Below are 17,721 nucleotides of genomic sequence, written 5' to 3'. Positions count from 1 at the left end.
TGCGGGCGACTGCGGGCGGAGGGGAATGTCAGCGGCGCTCCAGTCCGTCGAGGATCAGCTCGACGGTGAAGTCGAAGCGCTCGTGGCCGGCCCCCGAGGTGAGCTCGGCGGCATGGCGCCTGGTGTACGGGAAGGCGCCGGGCAGGTGCGCGAACCGTGTCAGCAGCTCGTCCCGGTCGACGACCCACGCGTCGCCGGAGTGGCCGAGCAGGGAACGTTCAAGCGTGTACGCGTTGACGTAGAGCATCAGGGCGTCGATGCCCCAGGCGGCGGTCCGCGGGGCGATGCCGCCGGCGAGCAGGATGGCGAGCATGCCCTCGCCGAGGCGCAGCGTGTCCTGGTTGGTGGGGACGGCGGCGAGCGCGGCGCGGGAGATGCCGGGGTGGCGTACGTACTGGTCGCGCATCCGGGCGCACACGCCGGTGATCTGCTCCCGCCAGGCGGCGGGGTCCGGCTCGGGCAGGTCGATCTCGGCGCAGAGGCGGCCGATGAGGAGTTCGTCGAGGTCTTCCTTGTTGACGACGTGCGCGTACAGCGACGCGGGCCCGGTCTCCAGGGCGGTCGCCACGCGCCGCATGGTCAGGGCCTCGTAGCCCTCGCGCGCCACGATGCCGAGGGCGGCGTCGACGATGGCGTCCACCGTGATCGGCCGCGCGCGCCGACCCCGCCCCGCCGGAGCCTCGGACTCGGGCGCGGCCTCGGACTCGGGCTCGGGGAGGGGCTGGTGGTGGCGGGCGGCGCGGCGCTGCCGGGGGGTGGATGCCATGGGCCGAGCATACCTGCTTGAACAAACAGCGTTCTTTACTTGCGAACGCCGTTCGCCCATGCTCGAATGGTGTTCGTGAACCTAGAACAATGTTCTTCCAGCGATGCCGAGACGGCGTCGCCGATACTTCCGTCGCTGCCGCAGCCGATGTCGACGCCCACGCGTTCCACGTGGCTGGTGCTCGTGGTCGTCTTCCTCGGCGAGATCATGGACCTCGTCGATTCCAGCGTCGCCAACCTCGCCGGCCCCTCGATCCGGGCCGATCTCGGCGGTGGGCCGATGACGCTCCAGTGGGTGCTGTCCGCCTACACCGCGGCCTTCGCGCTCGGCCTGATCACCTCGGGCCGGCTCGGCGACCTGATCGGCCGCCGCCGGCTGTTCCTGATCGGCATGGCGGGCTTCACCCTGACCTCGCTGGCCTGCGGGCTGGCCCCCGGCCCCGGCTTCCTGATCGCGGCCCGCGTGCTGCAGGGCCTGTTCGGGTCCGTGCTGATCCCGCAGGGCATGGCGCTGGTGAAGGTCGCCTTTCCGCCGCATCTGCTCCGCAAGGCGCTGATGCCGTTCGGCCCGATCATGGGGCTCGCCACCGTCGGCGGCCCGATCCTGGCGGGGTGGCTGCTGCACCTGGACCTGTTCGGCAGCGGATGGCGGTCGATCTTCCTGATCAACGTCCCCTTCGGCGTCGCCGCCGTCGCGCTCGGCCGGCGCGTACTGCCCCGCCGCGGCGGCGAGGACCCGGGCGCCCGCCTCGATGCGACCGGCGTGGGCCTGCTCACCGCCGCGTCCGCCCTGCTGATCGTCCCGCTCATCCAGGGGCGCGAACTGGGCTGGCCGGCCTGGACGTACGTCATGATGGCCGCCTCGGCCGCCGTACTGGCCCTGTTCATCGCCTCCGAGCGCCGCAGCAGCCACCCCGTCATCGCACCGTCCCTCTTCCGCAAGCGCGGTTTCGTGGTCGGTCTGCTGGTCGTCGCCGGGTTCTACGGCGCGCTGAGCGCGTTCATCCTCGTCATCAACCTGCTGCTGCAACTCGGCCTGGGCTGGGCGCCCTTGCGCACCGGCCTGGCCCTGATCCCCTGGGCCCTCGGCACCACCGTCGCCGTCCTGTTCGGCGGCGGAGCACTGGCGGAGAGGCTGGGGCGCACGGCTCTGCACATCGGCCTGTCGATCGCCGTCGTCGGCGTGCTCGGCCTGTGGTGGTCCACGGCCCACTGGGGTACGGACGTCACCGTCTGGAGGCTGACGCCGTCGCTGTTCCTGACCGGGTTCGGCGCGGGCCTGGTGTTCATCCCGTTGTTCGACTACATCCTCGGCGACGCCACTGCCGAGGAGGTCGGTACGGGCGCGGGCATGCTCAACGCCGTCCAGCAATTCGCCAACGCCATCGGCGTCGCCGCCCTCGGCACCGCCTTCTTCGCCCGCGTGGGACACGCCTCCGCGGGCTCGGGCTCCTACTTCGCCGCCGCCGAACTGATCTTCGCCATCTGCGCCGCCCTGTACGCCCTGACCCTGCTGCTCGTCTCACTCCTGCCCAAGCAGGCCCAGCAGTCGCAGGGGTGACCCGGTGGGTGCCCCGCCGGCGCCGTCGGCCCCTGGCTGCCGGTGCCGGGGCCGGGCCACTCGTACTACCGGCTCGTGTCGAGGAAGATCCACTGATCCTCCGGCAGATTCACGGGGGACGACGTGGGGGCCGGGCGGGTTTCCTCGTGCCAGTTCTCCGGACCGACGGCCGCTGTGGCGACTCCTCGCCAGAAGCGGGCAGCACCCGAGTTGGCCTCCTGAAAGGCGATTCCCCACGCACCGGGCCTGGTGCGCAGCAACTGGAGAGCGACATGGCGGCCGACCCCGCGCCTGCGCAGCGCCCGGACGACGAAGAACGCGGAGATCGAAGTCGCGCCCTCGTCCATACGCCGCGTCAGAACGAACCCGGCCGGCGCCGTACCGCACTGAACCACCAGGGCTTCCCGTTCCGGCTCATCGAAGAAGAGAGGCAGACGGCTAAAGCCGAACCTCCCGTCAGCGTCCGGGAGATGACCGAGAAACTCCGACATGTCGTGCCGGAACAACTCCATCAACTGCTCGATGACGGGCCGTAATTCGGCAGTCGCGGGCTGGAGCGTGATCGGCGCGGTGTCAATGTCTGAATGCATCTCGGGATTCTCACACGGGCGCGTGGGTGCGTGGACGCGTGGGCGCACGGGTCGCTGTCGCAAACCCGAGCCGGTGCAGCCGACAGGCCGGTACGGACCCGGCGCCGCTGCGTCAGCCCCTGCCGACGACGCCGGCGCCCGCACCCGCGGTCGTGGCTGAGACCGGAGTTGAGGCGCGGAACGTGCGCCGGTACGTCGACGGGGCGACCCCCGCCTCCGCCGCCAAGTGCCGCCGCAGGGAAGCGGCGGTGGCGAAGCCGACCTGGTGGGCGATGTGTTCCACGGACAGGTCGCTGGACTCCAGGAGGCGGCGGGCGTGCCGCAGCCGCTGCTGGGTCAGCCAGCGGCCGGGGCTGAGGCCGGTCTCCTCGTGGAAGCGCCGGGCGAAGGTGCGGGTGCTCATCGCCGCGTGGGCGGCCAGTTCGCCCAGGGGCAGCGACTGGTCCAGGCGCCGCAGGGCCCAGTCGCGGGTCGGCCCGGTACCGGTCTCGCTCGCGGGCGGCAACGGCCGCTCGATGTACTGCGCCTGGCCGCCGTCCCGGTAGGGCGGCACGACGCAGCATCGGGCCACCTGGCCCGCCACCTCGCTGCCGTGGTCCTGGCGCACCAGATGCAGGCAGACATCGATGCCGCTCGCCGCGCCCGCGGAGGTCAGTACGTCTCCGTGGTCGACGAAGAGCACATCGGCGTCGAGTTCGACCCGGGGGAAGAGCTCCCGGAAGTAGTCGGCGAGCGCCCAGTGCGTGGTGGCCCGGCGCCCGTCCAGGAGGCCGGCCGCGGCCAGCAGGAAGGCGCCCGTGCAGATGGACACCAGGCGCGTGCAGGGGCGGACACGGGACAGGGCGGCGAGGGCCCGCGGGTCCGGGGCGGCGGCCGCGGCGGCGGTGGACGCGGCGGTCGGCGCGGGGGCGAGCGCGTACGGCGGGATGATCACGGTGTCCGCGTCGGCCAGCGCCTCGGGGCCGTGACCGGGCGTGACGGTCAGGTCCGCGTCGGTCCGTACGGGCTGCCCGTCGACGCTCGCGGAGACCACCTCGTAGCGGCCGTCGGCGGAGCCCAGGACCCGGTGGGGGATGCCGAGTTCGAAGGGGTAGACACCGTCGAGGGCGAGGACGACGACCTTGTGCGCGGCGGGCCGCGGGGCCGGGCGCATCCGGCGCTCCAGCTCGGCGGCGCGTTCGGCCGCCCGTTCGGAGAGGGCATGCGGCAAGGAGGGCGCGGCGTGGGCGCCGGGAGCGCGGCGGGAGCCAGGAAGCATGGCAGGAATGTATCGGAGGATGACCTTTTGGCCATCGCGGCGGAGCGGACCGTACGGCGAGGATCACGGCATGCCTTCGACGCGCACCCCCGAGAACCGCATCCCCGAGAACCGCATCCCCCCGAACCTGGACGGGGCCACGGGCGACGCTCCCGTCATGCTCGCCCTGCACCAGACGGCCCTCGGCGGCCCCGAGGTCCTGCGGCTGACCGAACTCCCGCGGCCCGCGCCCGGTCCCGGGGAGATCCTCGTCGCCGTGCACGCGGCCGGACTCAACCCCACGGACTTCAAGCACCGCGCCGCGAGCATCTTCCTGCCGCCCCCGCCGCTCACCCTCGGCTGGGACGTCTCCGGCGCCGTGGTGGAGACCGGTTTCGGCGTCACCCTCTTCCGCCCCGGTGACGAGGTGTTCGGTATGCTGCCGTACCCGTACGGAGCCGGCTCCCACGCCGAGTACGTGACCGGGCCCGCCCGCGCCTTCGCCGCCAAGCCCGCCGGCGTCGACCACGTCCAGGCGGCCGCCCTGCCGCTGGCCGCGCTCACCGCCTGGCAGTCCCTCGTCGAGACCGCGGACCTCCGGGCCGGGCAGCGGGTACTGATCCACGCCGCGGCCGGCGGCGTCGGCCACCTCGCCGTGCAGATCGCCAAGGAGCGTGGCGCGCACGTCACCGGAACGGCGAGCGCCCCCAAGCGCGACTTCCTGCGCGAACTCGGCGCGGACGTCTGCGTCGACCACCGCTCCGAGGACTTCGCCGGCGCCGAGGAGCGCTACGACGTCGTCCTCGACGCACTCGGCGGGCGGACCGCCACCCGATCCGTGGGCGTACTGCGCCCCGGCGGCGTTCTCGTCTCTCTGCTGCCAGGTGACAAGGACACCCGGGCCGCGGCGGAGAAGGCGGGGGTCCGCGCCGTCAACCTGCTGGTCGAACACGACCGGGCCGGGATGTGCGCCATCGCCGAACTCGTCGAGCGCGGCAGGCTCCGCGCCCACGTGTCCGGCACGTTCCCATTGGCCGACGGAGCCCGTGCCCATGCGCTGGGGGAGACAGGGCGCACCACGGGGAAGCTGGTCATCACGGTGCGCTGAGGTGAGATGCGACGCACGGGCGCGGTCCCCGGCCGCGAGGGGTGGCGGCCGGGGACCGCGGCGTCCTAGAAGGCCGTCAGGGTGAGCGTGACCGCTGTCGGCGCCGTGTCCTGGATGTACGAGGCGAAGCCCGCAACGTCGTCGAAGGCGAAGCCGTACGCGTGGCCGTCGGTGGTGGCCTCGTGCATGGCCTTGGCGTAGTGGTTGGTCGTACGCGCCCGGTAGAACGCGGCCGGGTCGGTGGTGGGCTGGGCAGGTGTGTCGTGCAGCGTGGTGCGGTTGAAGCCCGCGCCGAGGACGGCGGCGACCGGCCCGGTGCGCCCGTCGTTGGGGGCGGCCAGGGCGCCGTCGCAGAAGAGCACGTCACGGGTGCTGGGCTTGGCGAAGGAGACGGAGGCGGGGCCGTTGAAGGCGAACTGCCCGCCGCTCACCCGGCCGGTGAACGTGCCCGCGTCGGTGGTGACCTTGAGGTCCTTGGACCCGTACGCGTTCCACACCTCGTCGATGTACGGGGCGAAGTAGTCCTTGGCGAACAGGCCGGAGTCCAGGCCGTGGCCGGGGGCGATGACGCGCAGGTCGCGGTCGACGATGAGCGGCGCGAACGCCTCGACGCCGGCGAGATCGGAGAAGATCTTCGCGCGGGCGCCGTCCTTGAGGGTGCCGGTCGTCTGGTCCTTGGCTCCGGTGAGGTGGATGGCGAGCGGGACGCTGAACATGTCCACCATGGTGGTGTTGCAGAACATGCCGTCCGCGGTGAACGTGAACTCGGCGCAGTCGTGCAGGACCTTGTAGTTCGGGTCGCCGGACACCCATCCGGCCGGGTACTGGAGCGCGGCCTTGCCCGCGCCGTCCGTAACGACCTTGAGCTTGAGCTTGTCGCCGAGCGCGACGTAGATCCGCCCGGACATCTGAGGCAACGTCAGCTTGGTGTCCCCGCTGCCGCTGAGCGGGATGGCGTAGTCGGTGTAGCCGTCGGCCCCGTTGTCCGACAGCTGTACGGGCGCGATCTTGCCGTCCGGGGTGACGTGGACCTGGCGGTCGCCCTGATTGCCGACTATGTAGACCCATATCGACGAATTGCCGAACTTTCCGGTCTTGTTGACGATCGAGAGAGGCAGCGAACCGGCAGCCTGCTGCTGGGCGCCGATGGCGCGTGGGCTTGCGAGAGTAAGGCCGGTCCCGGCCGCGGCGACGGTGGCCGCTACCCCTCCAAGCAACTTCCTGCGGCTCAGGTGCATGCTCATGAAGTGGCGCTCCTCGGCGAAGTGGGGGGCTCGGCCCCTGACCGACGAGCCAGAGTCCGAGAGCCCGAGAAACAGGTCACCACAGAAGTTAGCGCGAGGAATCCGTGTTGCGGGAGGTGTTGCCAGGGCGATCTTGCTTCCGACTTCTGCCCGTTTCGGGGCGGAGGCGGCAGCCGAAAGCGGCGGCCGTTCGCCCGGCCGGTGATTGTCAGTGCCCGCTGGCAGGATCACCGGCATGACGACACTGCTTCTCGCCGACATCGAACGAGCCATTCGCAGCAGCGGGAGCGCCGAGACCTGCACGCCCGAATTCCGGTCGCGCTGGACGCCGGACAACCCCGCTCGGGACCAGTGCGGTGTGACCGCCATGGTCCTCAACGACCTGCTGGGCGGCGAACTGCTCCGGGGAGAGGTGCACGTCGACGGCGAGCGGGTGGACTTCCATTGGTGGAACCGCCTCGGCATGGGCGTCGAGATCGACCTCACCCGCGAGCAGTTCGCACCGGAGGAAACCGTCACCGCCGGCAACGTCATACCCCGCCCACCCGAGTCCGACTGGTCCAGGCTCCGCGAGGAGTACGAGCTCCTCCGCGACCGCGTCATGGAGAAGCTCGCCTCCTGACACCGGGGCCTCGGCCGACGCACCGGCTACGCGGCGATGCCGTCCAGGAAGGTGCGTACGTGCCGTAGCCACGCCATGCGGTCGGGTGTGCTCAGGATGTGGGCGGCGTCGGGGAGGGTGATGAGGGTGGCGTCGGGGATGGCGGCGGCCAGGTGGTGGGAGTTTTGGGGGAGTACGAGGCGGTCGCCGGTCGGGGCCGCTACCAGGGTGGGGGCGGTCAGGGTCGCAAGGTCGGCGCGGACGTCGACTCGGGAGACCAGGTCGAAGTGGTCCACCGTGCCGGGCGGCATGTCGGCGAGGGTCCGGGCCACCTGCGCGTCGAGGTCGGACGGGGCGGTGTTCGCCAGGTCCGTAGGGGACATGCACGACAGCGTGGCGAACCGGGCCACCTCGTCCCAGCGGCCCGCTCCGGCCAGAGTCTTGATGAGCTGGGCCGCCAGAGCCAGGACCGGGTCCGCGACGGCGAAACCGGCGGTGAGGACGAGCGCGGTGACGCGTTCGGGATGCCGGGCAGCGACGCGTACGGCCACGGCGCTGCCCAGCGACTCGCCGAGCACGGCGAACGACTCCTGCCCCGCCGCGACGGCGGAGGCGACCAACTGGTCGGCCAGTTCGTCCAGATCCAAGGGGGCTGCGGCCACCGGCGTGCCGCCCGCCCCCGGATAGTGCGGGCCGACAAGGGTGTGGTCGCGGGAGAGATCGTCCAGTACGAGGCCGAAGTTGCCGTGGATTCCGCCGCCCGCGCCGTGCGCCAGCAGCAGGGCGGGGCCGCTGCCCCGTACGACGACGTCGAGGTCAGGGGCGGGAAGTGTGCGCTCAGCGCGCTCGGTGTGCTCAGTGCGCTCAACGGTGGTGGTGCCGACTCGGTTCATGCCGACGAAGCTAAACTCCGACACCAATGTCAGAGTCAAGTCGGGAGCCGGGAGGCAATCCGCATGCGGATGAAGGAGATGGTCCGGCGCACGGGGGTCCACGAGCGGCTGCTGCGCTACTACGAGCAGCAAGGGCTGCTGGAACCGGACCGGCTGCCGAGCGGCTACCGCGTCTACGGCGAACCGGACGTGGAGACCGTGCGCCGCATCCGCTCCCTGCTCGCCGCCGGGCTCCCGACCGCCCTCATCGCCCGGATCCTGCCCTGCGTCCGCACGGACGACGACCGCCTCGTCCCCACCTGCCCGGACCTCGTCGCCCAGCTGAAGCACGAAAGCGAGCGGATCACCCGCAGCATCGACGAACTGCGGGCCTCCCGCACGATCCTCGACACCGTCATCGCCGCCGGCCCCTCAGCAGAGGACTGAGCCGCGGCCGTCCCGCCATCCGCCGCCCGTAACGCATATACCGAGGTCCCCGGCCCAAGGGTGTCGGCGCCGGGTTCCCCCGTCCGCCGGGGCCGCCGCTATAGGATCCGGTTCAGCCCCTCCCCGCCCGGCCCCGCGCACCGCCCGGCGAGCGTGGTGGGGCCGTGGACGGGGTACCGCTTCCATCGCCGGGTCCACGGGCCGTACGCCAGGTCCGAGGACGAAGACCGCACGCCAGGTTCACAGACCATGACCGCCAGGTCCGCAGACCACACTGGTCGGGCCCCGAACACCCACAGAACTACGCCATGGCCAAGAACAGCACCTCCTCGACCACCGCCCCCGACTCCGCGTGGCTCGCGTGCGGGCGCCACCTGGGGCCCGAACCCGAGCAGGACGCCCGGCGCAACCTGATCGCCCTCAAGGCGGCCGGGGTGCTCGACGACTTCCTGGACCTCGAACCCGCCGAGGCGGCCCGCTCCACCGTCCTGCACCCGCGGGACGAGGCCGCCGACCCCGGGCCCGCCGCCCGCCGCCTCTTCGAGGCCCGCTGGCGCGTGGCCGACGACGTGACCGTACGCGCGCAACTGACCACGTACGACCCCGAGGCCCGCCGCAAGAAGAGCGAAGGCGTCACCTGGGTGCTCGCCGCCGAGGCGGAACGGGCGTGGGAGCCGCACTGGCCCTCGCCCGCCACCATGTTCTGGCCCGACAGCGACCGCGTCGCCTGGGACTACGACACCGTCCCGGACGTACGCCTGCGCACCGCCAACCACCTGCCGAAGGACGACGACGAACTGCGCCGCCGGCTGCGCGACTGCACCCGGCACAGCTGGTACGTCCACGTCGTCGTGCACGAGGCGATGACACCGGACGCCAGGGGGCAGCAGCCGGTCTCCGCCTTCCTGCCGCCGAGCCTGCGGCACCGGGTGGTCGAGCACCGGGGCACGCCGGAGCAGGCGCAGATCGCCGACTTCGCGATGAAGCGCGAACTAAGCGTGCGCATGCCGCGCGGCGGCGCCGTCGTCCTCCCCTCGGAACCACGGCACCCGGAGTACGACCCGGAGCGCTTCACGGTGCGCAACGTCTTCCTCGACGGCACGGAACCGACCGAACTCCTCGACAGGATCAAGGAGTTCGCCGCCCTGACACGGCCTCTGCCCGTCGACGCCGAACGGGCCCTGACCCGGCTGCGCCACGGCTGGCACCTGCTCACCCCGGAAGAGGAACTGGTCCACGCCCAGGGCCTGGTCGCCAAGTACGCCGAGGCGCTCGACGCCATGACGAACTCCCGCGACCTGTACCGGGAAGCGGCCGAGGAGGCACAGGCCGCGCTGGCCGACGCCACCGGCGGCGACGGCACGCCCCGGCCGTCCGTCCTGGGACCGGGCGCCTCGGACGGCTCGCCGCTGAACGCCCTCACGAAAGCGTTCGGACGCCTCCGCAACCCGAAGAAATAGCCCCGCGGTCCGTACGGGCGCGAGGCGACGTCTCCGACGCCTCGTCCGCCGCCTCAGCCGCTGCCCGCCCACGGGTGCGCGACGGCGACCGACGTCCGCTGGAGGATCCGGCGGGCGTGGGGACCGGCGTGCCGTAGCAGCGCGCATCCCCGCGCGAGGTCGAACACCTCGGGGGCCGCGCCGATGCTGAGCGCGGCCAGTGGCTGCCCGCGCGGGCCGAACAGGGGGGCGGCCGCGGCGGACAGGCCCAGCGGGGCGGCGCGTTCGTCGAGGGCGATGCCGCGGTTGCGTATCCGGGTCAGCTCGGCGCCGAGGCTCGACTGCGCGGCGAGCGGTTCGGCGCCGCCCTTCCGGCCGGGGCCCGGTGCGTACCGCGCCGGGGGATAGGCCAGCAGCGCCTTTCCGGCGGCGCTGTCGAGCAGCGGCACCGGCTTTTCGAGCCGCCCGATGACGGGGCTGTACTGCTCGCTGTAGATCAGCTCGATGAAGCGCACGGTATTCCCGTTCTGTACGCCGAGGCCGACTACGTACCGGGTTTTCTCGTACAAGGGGAGCAGCAGCGGCTTGAGCGCGTACCGGAGGTATCTGGTGTGCTGCTCCTCCCTGGGCACGGCCAGTTCCCGCACCGCCGCTCCCAGCCGGTAGCACTCCCCGCTCCGGCTCACCATGTCCAGGTCCTGCAGATCCGCCAGCAGCCGGTGGGCTGTGGTCTTGGCCAGCCCGGTGAGGTGTACGACCTGGGTGAGGGTGGCGGATTCGCCGCACGCCCGGACGGCCTTCAGGATGCTCAGCAACCGGCCGGCCAGCCGCCCGCCATGGGCCGTCACAGGCGCTGAAAGGGGCGGCAGTTCGTTTTCGCACATGCTTTTGTACACCAGTGGAAACCTCCTTTCCCTGCTTTTCACGGCCCTGTGCCACACCGCGCGTACCCGCCCGGCAGACCGTGTTCTGAAGGGGCTTCCTCTCCATCAAGCACCACCCATCTCACGGGCGGAAGGCGCGCGAGGGCGGTGGAGCGTGAACGCGTTGAACGCTCGTGAGCTTGTGAACGCGGTGTCGCGCGGACCGCCGACCGTGCGCCGCGCGCCCTCAGCGGCGCCGCCCGGTGTTGAGACGGGCGGCCTGGCGGGTCAGGTGGTCGCGTTCGGCGAGGTTGGGGGCCTTGGCGGCGGCTTCCGCGTAGAGGCGCGCCGCCGTCGTCGGGTCGCCGTCGCGTTCGTGGAGGTACGCGGCCACGGCGGTGTACCGCGGGAGGGAGCTGTCCAGCGCGGCGAGGGCCGTCAGACCGGCGCGCGGGCCGTCGGCCTCGCCCACCGCGACGGCCCGGTTGAGCCGGACCAGGGGGCTGTCGGTGAGGCGCGCCAGCTCGTCGTACCACTCGACGATCTGCACCCAGTCGGTCTCCCCGGCGGTGGGCGCGTCGGCGTGGAGCGCCGCGATGGCGGCCTGGGCCTGGTATTCGCCGAGCCGGTCGCGGGCGAGGGCCGCTTGCAGGACCGCGATGCCCTCGGCGATCGAGGCGGTGTCCCAGCGGCCGCGGTCCTGCTCGGCGAGCGGCACCAGGCCGCCGTCCGGGGCGGTCCGGGCCGCACGGCGGGCGTGGTGCAGCAGCATCAGGGCGAGCAGCCCCGCCGCTTCGGGGTGGTCGACGGCGGCCGCGAGCTGCCGGGTGAGCCGGATGGCCTCGGCGGCGAGGTCGACGTCGCCGGAGTAGCCCTCGTTGAAGACCAGGTAGAGGACGCGCAGCACGGTGGCGACATCGCCGGGCCGGTCGAACCGCACGCGCGAGACGGTGCGCTTGGCCCGGCTGATCCGCTGGGCCATCGTCGCCTCGGGCACCAGGTACGCCTGGGCGATCTGGCGGGTGGTGAGCCCGCCGACGGCGCGCAGGGTGAGCGCGACGGCGGACGACGGGGTCAGCGACGGGTGGGCGCAGAGGAAGTACAGCTGGAGCGTGTCGTCCGCGGAGGCCGCGGGTCCGGGCGGCGGCTCCTCGTCGGCCGCGTCCTCGCGCCGGCGGCGGGCGGTGTCCGCCCGCGCCGCGTCGAGGAACCGCCGCCAGGCCACGGTGACCAGCCAGCCCTTCGCGTCCCGCGGGGGGTCGGCCGGCCATACGCGCACCGCCTCGACGAGCGCTTCCTGAACGGCGTCCTCGGCCGCCGCGAAGTCGGCTCCGCGGCGGACGAGGACGCCGAGCACGCCCGGCGTGAGGCTCCGGATCAGAGCCTCGTCCATGGATGAGGTCATGCCGTTCGGTCACTCCATGAGGTCATGCCGTCAGGTCGTCCCGTGCGGCTGTCCCGCGCGCTCACCCCGCGCGCTCATTCCATGCGGTCATTTCCGTGCGCTCATGTCCGTGCGGTCATTCCGTGACGGTGGGCTGCACGCCGTAGAACGGGCGCAGCTCCAGCCACTCGTGGATCGGCTTTCCGCCCGCCCCGGGAGCGGCCGACAGCTCCCCGGCCAGCTCGACGGCGCGCTGATAGCTGTCGACGTCGATCACCATCCAGCCGGCGATGAGGTCCTTCGTCTCGGCGAACGGCCCGTCCGTCACGGGCGGCCGGCCCTCGCCGTCGTACCGTACGAACGTCCCCTCGGGGGCGAGCGCCTGGCTGTCGACGTATTCGCCGGTCTTCTCCAGCCGGGCCGCGAAGTCGTTCATGTACTGCATATGGGCCGAGATCTCCTCCGGCGTCCACTGGTCCATGGGTACGTCGTTCACCGAGCTCGGGGCGCCGCGGTAGTGCTTGAGCAGCAAGTACTTGGCCATCGTGGGTCTCCTCGACTCTGCCGCGACCCGCTTCGCGGTCGCGTTCTCTGGTGCCTTCACTGCGGGGACGGAGCCGGTCACCTGTTCTCGACATCCGCGGCCGAACTTTTTTCGACGGAAGGAGTCCGATGAGGAGAGACTGCCATGCGGCGTGCTCAGCCGGCCGTGATGAAGGCGGCGCCGGGGAACGTCACCGTGATGCCGTACGGCTGGAGGAGGCCGCCGGGACGGGATGGGGAGGGACGGGATGAGCCGGGCCGGGCCGGGATGAGTCGGGGCTGGGCTGGGCTGGACTGGACTGGACGGAACGGCTAGGCCGCTGTGATCTCGACCGGCAGTTCCTTGAGGCCGTTGACGAAGTTGGAGCGGACGCGGCGGGGCTCGGCGGTGAGGCGGATGTCGGCGAGGCGGGGGAGCAGTTCCTCGAACATGATGCGCAGTTCCAGGCGGGCCAGCGAGGCGCCCAGGCAGAAGTGCGGGCCGCCCTTGCCGAAGGTGAGGTGGTCGTTGGGGGAGCGGGTGACGTCGAAGCGGTGGGGGGCGTCGAAGACCGCCTCGTCGCGATTGCCCGAGGCGTACCAGAGGACGACCTTCTCGCCCTCGGCGATCCGCCTGCCGCCCAGCTCGGTGTCGCGGGTCGCGGTGCGCCGGAAGTGGTAGACGGGGGAGGACCAGCGCAGGAACTCCTCCACCGCGCCCGGCATCAGGGACGGGTCCCGGCGCAGCAGTTCCCGCTGCTCCGGGTGGTCGATCAGGGCGAGCGTGGCGAGCGAGATGGCGTGCCGGGTCGTCTCGTTGCCCGCGACGACCAGCAGCAGGAAGTAGTTGTCGAAGTCCCGCGCGGACAGCGGCACCCCGTCGGACGGCGGCTCGTCGACCAGCCGGCTCACCAGGTCGTCGCCGCCGGCGCCCCGGCGGCGGGCCGCCAGCTCCCGCCCGTACGCGAAGACCTCCAGCGCCGCCGGGCTGCGGAACGGCAGGTCGCGGTAGCGCTCGCTCTCCTCCGTGCCGAGCAGGACGTCCGCGTAGTCGGGGTCGGTGTTGCCGATGATGCGGTTGCCCCAGTCGATGAGCCGCCGGGTGTCGTGCTCGGGGACGTCGAGCATGCGGGCGAGGACGTTGATGGGGAAGTCGGCCGCGATCTCCCGTACGAAGTCGAAGCGGCTTCCCTTGGCGAGCGCCGCGTCGAGGGTCCGCGCGGTCAGCCCGCGCAGGAACACCTCGTACGCGGCGACGGCGCGCGGCGTGAACTGCCGCTGGAGCAGCCGCCGCATGGCCCGGTGGCGCGGGCCGTCGGTCTCCAGGAGGGAGCGGCGCGCGGCGCGGTGCTCCTCGTCGACCTCTTCGAGGTTGGTGAAGAGCGTGGAGGTGAACGTCTCCGGGTCGCTGCCGGCGCGCACGATGTCGGCGTGCCGGGTGACGGCCCAGAAGCCGTTGCCGTCCGCGGGCTCCGGCTGCCAGTGGACGGGGTCCTCGCGGCGCAGCGTGTCGAACATCCGCCAGGGCAGCTCGCCGTCGGTGAAGTTGTCGGGGTCGGCGAGGTCGACGGCGTCGAGGGGGAGCGGTTCGGGCGCGGTGGACGTGACGGTCATGGGAGCTGTCCTTCGGTGCGGGCGGGCTGGGCGCGCTGCTGTGCCGTCACAGGAGGAAGGCGTACTCCTTGAACTCCCAGTCCGTGACGTACTGCTGGAACCGGCCGATCTCGTTGCGCTTGTACGCGAGGAACGAGCGGGTGAAGTCGGCGCCCAGCACCTCGGTCAGGTCCGCGTCGCCCTCCAGCGCGTCCAGCGCCGCGCCGAGCGTGCCGGGCAGCCGGGCCGCGGTCCCCTCCCGGTAGCCGTAGCCGCGCAGCGGCTCGGGCGGCTCCTTCTTCTCCCGCAGGCCGAGCCCCACGGCGGCGAGTACGCCCGCGACGGCGAGATAGGGGTTGGCGGTGGCGTCGCCGAGGCGCAGTTCCAGGCGGGTGCCGGCGCCGCGCTCGGGCGGTATGCGCACCATCGCGCTGCGGTTGTCCAGCCCCCAGTCGACCAGCCAGGGGGCGAGGGTGTCGGGGCCGAAGCGCTTGTAGGAGTTGACGGTCGGGTTGAGCAGCGCGGTGAGCGCGGGCGCGTGGGCCAGGACGCCGGCGATGGCGTGCCGCGCGGTGGCGGACAGCCCGTGCGCGTCGGCGCTGTCATCGGCCCGGCCTTCGAAGACGTTGCGGCCGTCCGCGTCCACCATCGACAGGTGCAGATGGAAGCCGGAACCGCCCTCCTCGTTGAAGGGCCTGGCCATGAAGGTCGCCAGCCGCCCCTCCGTGCGCGCGATCTCCTTGACCGCCGATTTGAAGCGGAAGGCGCGGTCGGCGGCGTCCAGGGCCGGCGAGTGGTCGAGGTTGATCTCGAACTGGCCGCTGCCGAACTCGCGGTTCCCGGCCGTCGCGCCGATCTCCAGCTCCTTCAAGTGGCGCAGGGTGCGCAGCAGATGGCCGTCGGGGTCGCCGCGCAGCCCCGCGCTGTAGACGTTGCCGGGGGCCTGCCCGTACGGCGACCAGCCGGTGGCCGAGCGCTCGTCCCGCTCGCACAGGTAGTACTCCAGCTCGGGGCCGATCACCGCGTGCGGCTCCGCGCCGCACCGCTCCAGCACGCCGCGCAGCAGGTCGCGGGGGGATTCGACAGCCGCTCCGCCGGTCGCCGGGTCGAGGGCGTCGCCCAGGCACCAGGCGACGCCGGGCTCCCAGGGCAGTGGGTGCAGGGTGTCGAGGTCGGGCCGGACCGAGATGTCCGGCATCCCTGCCGACAGGCCCCCCGGCATGGGGACGACGTCGCTCTGGGGGCTGGTGTGATAGACGGCGCGGCAGAACGTCAGGCCGCTGCGCACGGCGGCCGGCAGGTGGTCGACGAGGACGTCGCGGGCGCGGTCGGCGCCCAGCAGATCGGGGTAGACGACGCGCACCACGTCGATGTTCTGGGCGCGCAGCGCCGTGACGGCCCGGCGGGCCCGGTCGTCGTGTGCGGGGCTCTCTTCGCTCACCCTGTCCAGCCTTCCTGCGGGGCGTGTTGGCGGGTTCACTCGGGAAATCGGTGGGATCGGTGGGGGTGGTGGGGGCGTCGCGATGGATCGTTTGGGGTCGAACAATATGAAGGGCGTGGGTGCCGCGCAAGGGGGTGCGGCGAATCGGCGGCGATGGCAGCCCGCCCGTGACAAGCCGCAGCCGAGGTCATAACGTACGGACCCAAACGATACGTCCGGCGAGGAACTCCAGGAGTCCGCTGTGCCCACCGTGCCGACCGTCCGAGGATTCTTTCCGCCCAAGACCGCCACGGGGCGGGCGTCGCTGATCCCGGCCCCGCCCTGGTACTACTCGGGCGACCTGCTCACCATCGAATACCGCACCGACCCCGCGCGGGTCCGCGAACTCCTGCCCGCGCCGCTCGAACCGGCGGCCGAGGACCCCGGCGCTGTCGCGCTGATCTGGGCCGACTGGCAGTCCTGCGGCGCCGGTAAGGAAGAACTGCTCGACCCGGTGCGCGGCCAGTACAAGGAGTGCTTCGCGGTCGTACGCTGCGGCTACCGCGGCCGCACCTACTCGCGCTGCGTCCACATCTGGGTCGACAAGGACTTCGCCCTCGCCCGCGGAATCCACCAGGGCTACCCGAAGAAACTCGGCTCCATCCACCTGACCAGGCCCCATCCGTACGGGCCCGCGCCCCGCATCGAGGCCGGGGCCGTCTTCGGCGCGACGCTCGCGGCGGGCGACCGGCGGCTGGCGCAGGCCGTCGCCACGCTGCGCGAGCCGTCGGAGACGGGCGGCTTCGTGAACGGCCACCCGATGGCCCACCACCGCTGGATGCCCTCGATCGACGGGACGGGGCTCGCCCTCGACGAACTCGTCGAGAGCGGCGCCGCCTCCTTCGAGGGCGGCCAGGCGTGGGCGGCCGACGCCGACCTGGAACTCTTCGAGTCGCCCTCCGAGGAGCTGGCCGCCCTCACCGTCGAGGAACCGATCGGGGCCTACTACCGCCAGGTCGGGGTGTGCTGGAACGGGGGGACGCTGCTGGAGCGGGGCGGGGGCGAGTAGCGCCCCGCCCGGCCGCCGGGGCCATCGCGGGCCCGTACGTCCGTGTCCGTACGTCCGTGTCCGTACGTCCGTGTCCCCGGCGGTCACCGCGGCGCGAGCGTGAAGTCGAACGGCACGCGCCCCGCGTCCACCATGGTCAGGCCGCCGTCCACGGCCAGCGTCGCCCCGTTGACGTACGACGAGCGCGGCCCGAGGAGCCACAGCACGGCGTCCGCGATCTCCTCGGCCGCCGCCGCGCGCCGCTGCGGCACCAGCGCCGTGGCCCGCGCGTACGCCGCGTCCAAGGGGGTCCCGTCGCCGGCGAACTCCCGCATCTCCTCGTCGGCCATCTCCGTGCGCGTCCACCCTGGACAGACCGTGTTGGCGCGCACCCCTTGGGGGCCGAACTCCGCGGCGATGACGCTCGTCAGCATGGCGGCGCCCGCCTTCGACGCGGCGTACGCGCCCGCGCCCGTGGCGGCGCGCAGCCCGGCGACCGAGCCCACCGTGACGAACGCGCCGCGCGCGGCGACGAGATGCGGGAGGGCCGCGCGGGCCAGCAGGAAGACGGCGGTGAGGTTGGTGCGCAGCGTGGCGTCCCAGTCCTCGTCGCCGAGTTCGAGCAGCCCGCCGGGGCGGATGGTCCCGGCGTTGGCGACCACGCCGTCCAGCCGGCCGTGGTCGCGCACCACGTCCGCGACCAGCCGGTCGACCTCGCTCCGTACGGTCACGTCGGCGACGTACGGCGTCGCGCCGCACGCGTCCGCGACCTCGCGCAGCGCGTCGGCGCGCCGGGCGCACACCGCGACGCGGGCCCCGTCCGCCGTGCCGCGCGCGGCGACGGCCGCGCCGATCCCGCTGCTGGCCCCGGCCACGAGCAGGACGGGCGGCCGGGCCTCGGTGTGCTGGTCCATAGGGGGCAACTCCCTTTCGCGAGATGGTGGTTCAGGGGCGGTCCGGCGAATGCGCCGGGGCGGGGCGAAGGAGGCGGATCCGGACAGAGAGGGGAGAACGGGACCGCGGGAGC

The 17,721-nt window shown here is 72.5% G+C and carries 17 protein-coding genes; 6 read left to right on the top strand and 11 right to left on the bottom strand.

Features of this window, described 5'->3' with window-relative positions; all coding sequences use genetic code 11:
• Positions 1 to 28: 28 nt before the first annotated feature.
• Positions 29 to 766, bottom strand: a complete 738-nt coding sequence (locus AB0I49_RS07970; RefSeq protein ID WP_363225958.1) for a TetR/AcrR family transcriptional regulator — start codon at positions 764 to 766, stop codon at positions 29 to 31.
• A gap of 75 nt (positions 767 to 841) precedes the next feature.
• Here AB0I49_RS07970 and AB0I49_RS07965 point away from each other — a divergent pair, with 75 nt between their 5' ends.
• Positions 842 to 2,326 carry an MFS transporter gene (locus AB0I49_RS07965; protein ID WP_363225957.1) on the top strand — a complete coding sequence of 495 codons (1,485 nt, stop codon included), beginning with the start codon at positions 842 to 844 and terminating at the stop codon, positions 2,324 to 2,326.
• A gap of 65 nt (positions 2,327 to 2,391) precedes the next feature.
• Here the strand turns inward: AB0I49_RS07965 and AB0I49_RS07960 are convergent, their stop codons facing one another.
• Entirely contained in the window at positions 2,392 to 2,916 is a 525-nt protein-coding gene (locus tag AB0I49_RS07960) for a GNAT family N-acetyltransferase (protein WP_363225956.1), read from the bottom strand.
• A gap of 112 nt (positions 2,917 to 3,028) precedes the next feature.
• A complete protein-coding gene (locus tag AB0I49_RS07955) occupies positions 3,029 to 4,069 on the bottom strand; it encodes a helix-turn-helix domain-containing protein (protein ID WP_363226073.1) in 1,041 nt (346 codons plus the stop codon).
• A gap of 262 nt (positions 4,070 to 4,331) precedes the next feature.
• On the opposite strand from AB0I49_RS07955, the gene AB0I49_RS07950 reads away from it, so the two are divergent.
• Positions 4,332 to 5,261: an NADP-dependent oxidoreductase gene (locus AB0I49_RS07950; RefSeq protein WP_363226072.1), complete on the top strand. Its 930-nt coding sequence runs from the start codon at positions 4,332 to 4,334 to the stop codon at positions 5,259 to 5,261.
• Between the two features lie 65 nt (positions 5,262 to 5,326).
• On the opposite strand, the gene AB0I49_RS07945 is transcribed toward AB0I49_RS07950, so the two are convergent.
• Entirely contained in the window at positions 5,327 to 6,505 is a 1,179-nt protein-coding gene (locus AB0I49_RS07945) for a glycoside hydrolase family 64 protein (RefSeq protein ID WP_363225955.1), read from the bottom strand.
• Positions 6,506 to 6,740: 235 nt separating this feature from the next.
• Between AB0I49_RS07945 and AB0I49_RS07940 the strand changes: the two genes are divergently transcribed.
• On the top strand, positions 6,741 to 7,127 hold the full coding sequence (locus tag AB0I49_RS07940) for a hypothetical protein (RefSeq protein WP_363225954.1): 387 nt from the start codon (positions 6,741 to 6,743) through the stop codon (positions 7,125 to 7,127).
• A gap of 26 nt (positions 7,128 to 7,153) precedes the next feature.
• Here AB0I49_RS07940 and AB0I49_RS07935 read toward each other — a convergent pair whose 3' ends face one another.
• Positions 7,154 to 7,999, bottom strand: a complete 846-nt coding sequence (locus AB0I49_RS07935) for an alpha/beta fold hydrolase (RefSeq protein ID WP_363225953.1) — start codon at positions 7,997 to 7,999, stop codon at positions 7,154 to 7,156.
• A 63-nt stretch (positions 8,000 to 8,062) separates the two neighbouring features.
• Between AB0I49_RS07935 and AB0I49_RS07930 the strand changes: the two genes are divergently transcribed.
• Positions 8,063 to 8,425 (top strand): MerR family transcriptional regulator, encoded by a 363-nt coding sequence (locus tag AB0I49_RS07930; RefSeq protein ID WP_363225952.1) that lies wholly within the window; start codon positions 8,063 to 8,065, stop codon positions 8,423 to 8,425.
• Between the two features lie 308 nt (positions 8,426 to 8,733).
• Positions 8,734 to 9,885 carry a hypothetical protein gene (locus tag AB0I49_RS07925; RefSeq protein ID WP_363225951.1) on the top strand — a complete coding sequence of 384 codons (1,152 nt, stop codon included), beginning with the start codon at positions 8,734 to 8,736 and terminating at the stop codon, positions 9,883 to 9,885.
• Between the two features lie 53 nt (positions 9,886 to 9,938).
• On the opposite strand, the gene AB0I49_RS07920 is transcribed toward AB0I49_RS07925, so the two are convergent.
• The 5 genes from AB0I49_RS07920 to AB0I49_RS07900 all read right to left on the bottom strand — a co-directional run bounded on the left by AB0I49_RS07920 (position 9,939) and on the right by AB0I49_RS07900 (position 15,667).
• Positions 9,939 to 10,760, bottom strand: coding sequence for an IclR family transcriptional regulator C-terminal domain-containing protein (locus tag AB0I49_RS07920; RefSeq protein ID WP_363225950.1), 822 nt, complete (start codon positions 10,758 to 10,760; stop codon positions 9,939 to 9,941).
• A gap of 214 nt (positions 10,761 to 10,974) precedes the next feature.
• Positions 10,975 to 12,120, bottom strand: a complete 1,146-nt coding sequence (locus AB0I49_RS07915) for a sigma-70 family RNA polymerase sigma factor (RefSeq protein ID WP_363226071.1) — start codon at positions 12,118 to 12,120, stop codon at positions 10,975 to 10,977.
• A 127-nt stretch (positions 12,121 to 12,247) separates the two neighbouring features.
• Entirely contained in the window at positions 12,248 to 12,655 is a 408-nt protein-coding gene (locus AB0I49_RS07910) for a YciI family protein (protein WP_363225949.1), read from the bottom strand.
• 311 nt (positions 12,656 to 12,966) lie between these two features.
• A complete protein-coding gene (locus AB0I49_RS07905) occupies positions 12,967 to 14,247 on the bottom strand; it encodes a cytochrome P450 (RefSeq protein WP_363225948.1) in 1,281 nt (426 codons plus the stop codon).
• A 46-nt stretch (positions 14,248 to 14,293) separates the two neighbouring features.
• Positions 14,294 to 15,667, bottom strand: coding sequence for a glutamine synthetase family protein (locus AB0I49_RS07900; RefSeq protein WP_363225947.1), 1,374 nt, complete (start codon positions 15,665 to 15,667; stop codon positions 14,294 to 14,296).
• A gap of 250 nt (positions 15,668 to 15,917) precedes the next feature.
• Between AB0I49_RS07900 and AB0I49_RS07895 the strand changes: the two genes are divergently transcribed.
• Complete coding sequence (locus AB0I49_RS07895) at positions 15,918 to 16,715, top strand: acetoacetate decarboxylase family protein (protein WP_363226070.1); 798 nt, start codon at positions 15,918 to 15,920, stop codon at positions 16,713 to 16,715.
• 83 nt (positions 16,716 to 16,798) lie between these two features.
• Here AB0I49_RS07895 and AB0I49_RS07890 read toward each other — a convergent pair whose 3' ends face one another.
• Positions 16,799 to 17,608: an SDR family oxidoreductase gene (locus AB0I49_RS07890; protein ID WP_363225946.1), complete on the bottom strand. Its 810-nt coding sequence runs from the start codon at positions 17,606 to 17,608 to the stop codon at positions 16,799 to 16,801.
• Between the last annotated feature and the right edge of the window lie 113 nt (positions 17,609 to 17,721).

The organism is Streptomyces sp. NPDC050617 (genome assembly GCF_040654795.1).
GTDB lineage: Bacteria > Actinomycetota > Actinomycetes > Streptomycetales > Streptomycetaceae > Streptomyces.
This window is presented reverse-complemented; position numbering and strand designations above follow the sequence as displayed.

Bases quoted from the DNA above. Each gene is read 5' to 3' on its own strand.
- AB0I49_RS07935 (WP_363225953.1), bottom strand. From the start codon at position 7,999: ATGAACCGAGTCGGCACCACCACCGTTGAGCGCACTGAGCACACCGAG.
- AB0I49_RS07905 (WP_363225948.1), bottom strand. From the start codon at position 14,247: ATGACCGTCACGTCCACCGCGCCCGAACCGCTCCCCCTCGACGCCGTC.
- AB0I49_RS07930 (WP_363225952.1), top strand. From the start codon at position 8,063: ATGCGGATGAAGGAGATGGTCCGGCGCACGGGGGTCCACGAGCGGCTG.
- AB0I49_RS07940 (WP_363225954.1), top strand. From the start codon at position 6,741: ATGACGACACTGCTTCTCGCCGACATCGAACGAGCCATTCGCAGCAGC.
- AB0I49_RS07945 (WP_363225955.1), bottom strand. From the start codon at position 6,505: ATGAGCATGCACCTGAGCCGCAGGAAGTTGCTTGGAGGGGTAGCGGCC.
- AB0I49_RS07955 (WP_363226073.1), bottom strand. From the start codon at position 4,069: ATGCGCCCGGCCCCGCGGCCCGCCGCGCACAAGGTCGTCGTCCTCGCC.
- AB0I49_RS07925 (WP_363225951.1), top strand. From the start codon at position 8,734: ATGGCCAAGAACAGCACCTCCTCGACCACCGCCCCCGACTCCGCGTGG.
- AB0I49_RS07890 (WP_363225946.1), bottom strand. From the start codon at position 17,608: ATGGACCAGCACACCGAGGCCCGGCCGCCCGTCCTGCTCGTGGCCGGG.
- AB0I49_RS07950 (WP_363226072.1), top strand. From the start codon at position 4,332: ATGCTCGCCCTGCACCAGACGGCCCTCGGCGGCCCCGAGGTCCTGCGG.
- AB0I49_RS07960 (WP_363225956.1), bottom strand. From the start codon at position 2,916: ATGCATTCAGACATTGACACCGCGCCGATCACGCTCCAGCCCGCGACT.
- AB0I49_RS07915 (WP_363226071.1), bottom strand. From the start codon at position 12,120: ATGGACGAGGCTCTGATCCGGAGCCTCACGCCGGGCGTGCTCGGCGTC.
- AB0I49_RS07970 (WP_363225958.1), bottom strand. From the start codon at position 766: ATGGCATCCACCCCCCGGCAGCGCCGCGCCGCCCGCCACCACCAGCCC.
- AB0I49_RS07910 (WP_363225949.1), bottom strand. From the start codon at position 12,655: ATGGCCAAGTACTTGCTGCTCAAGCACTACCGCGGCGCCCCGAGCTCG.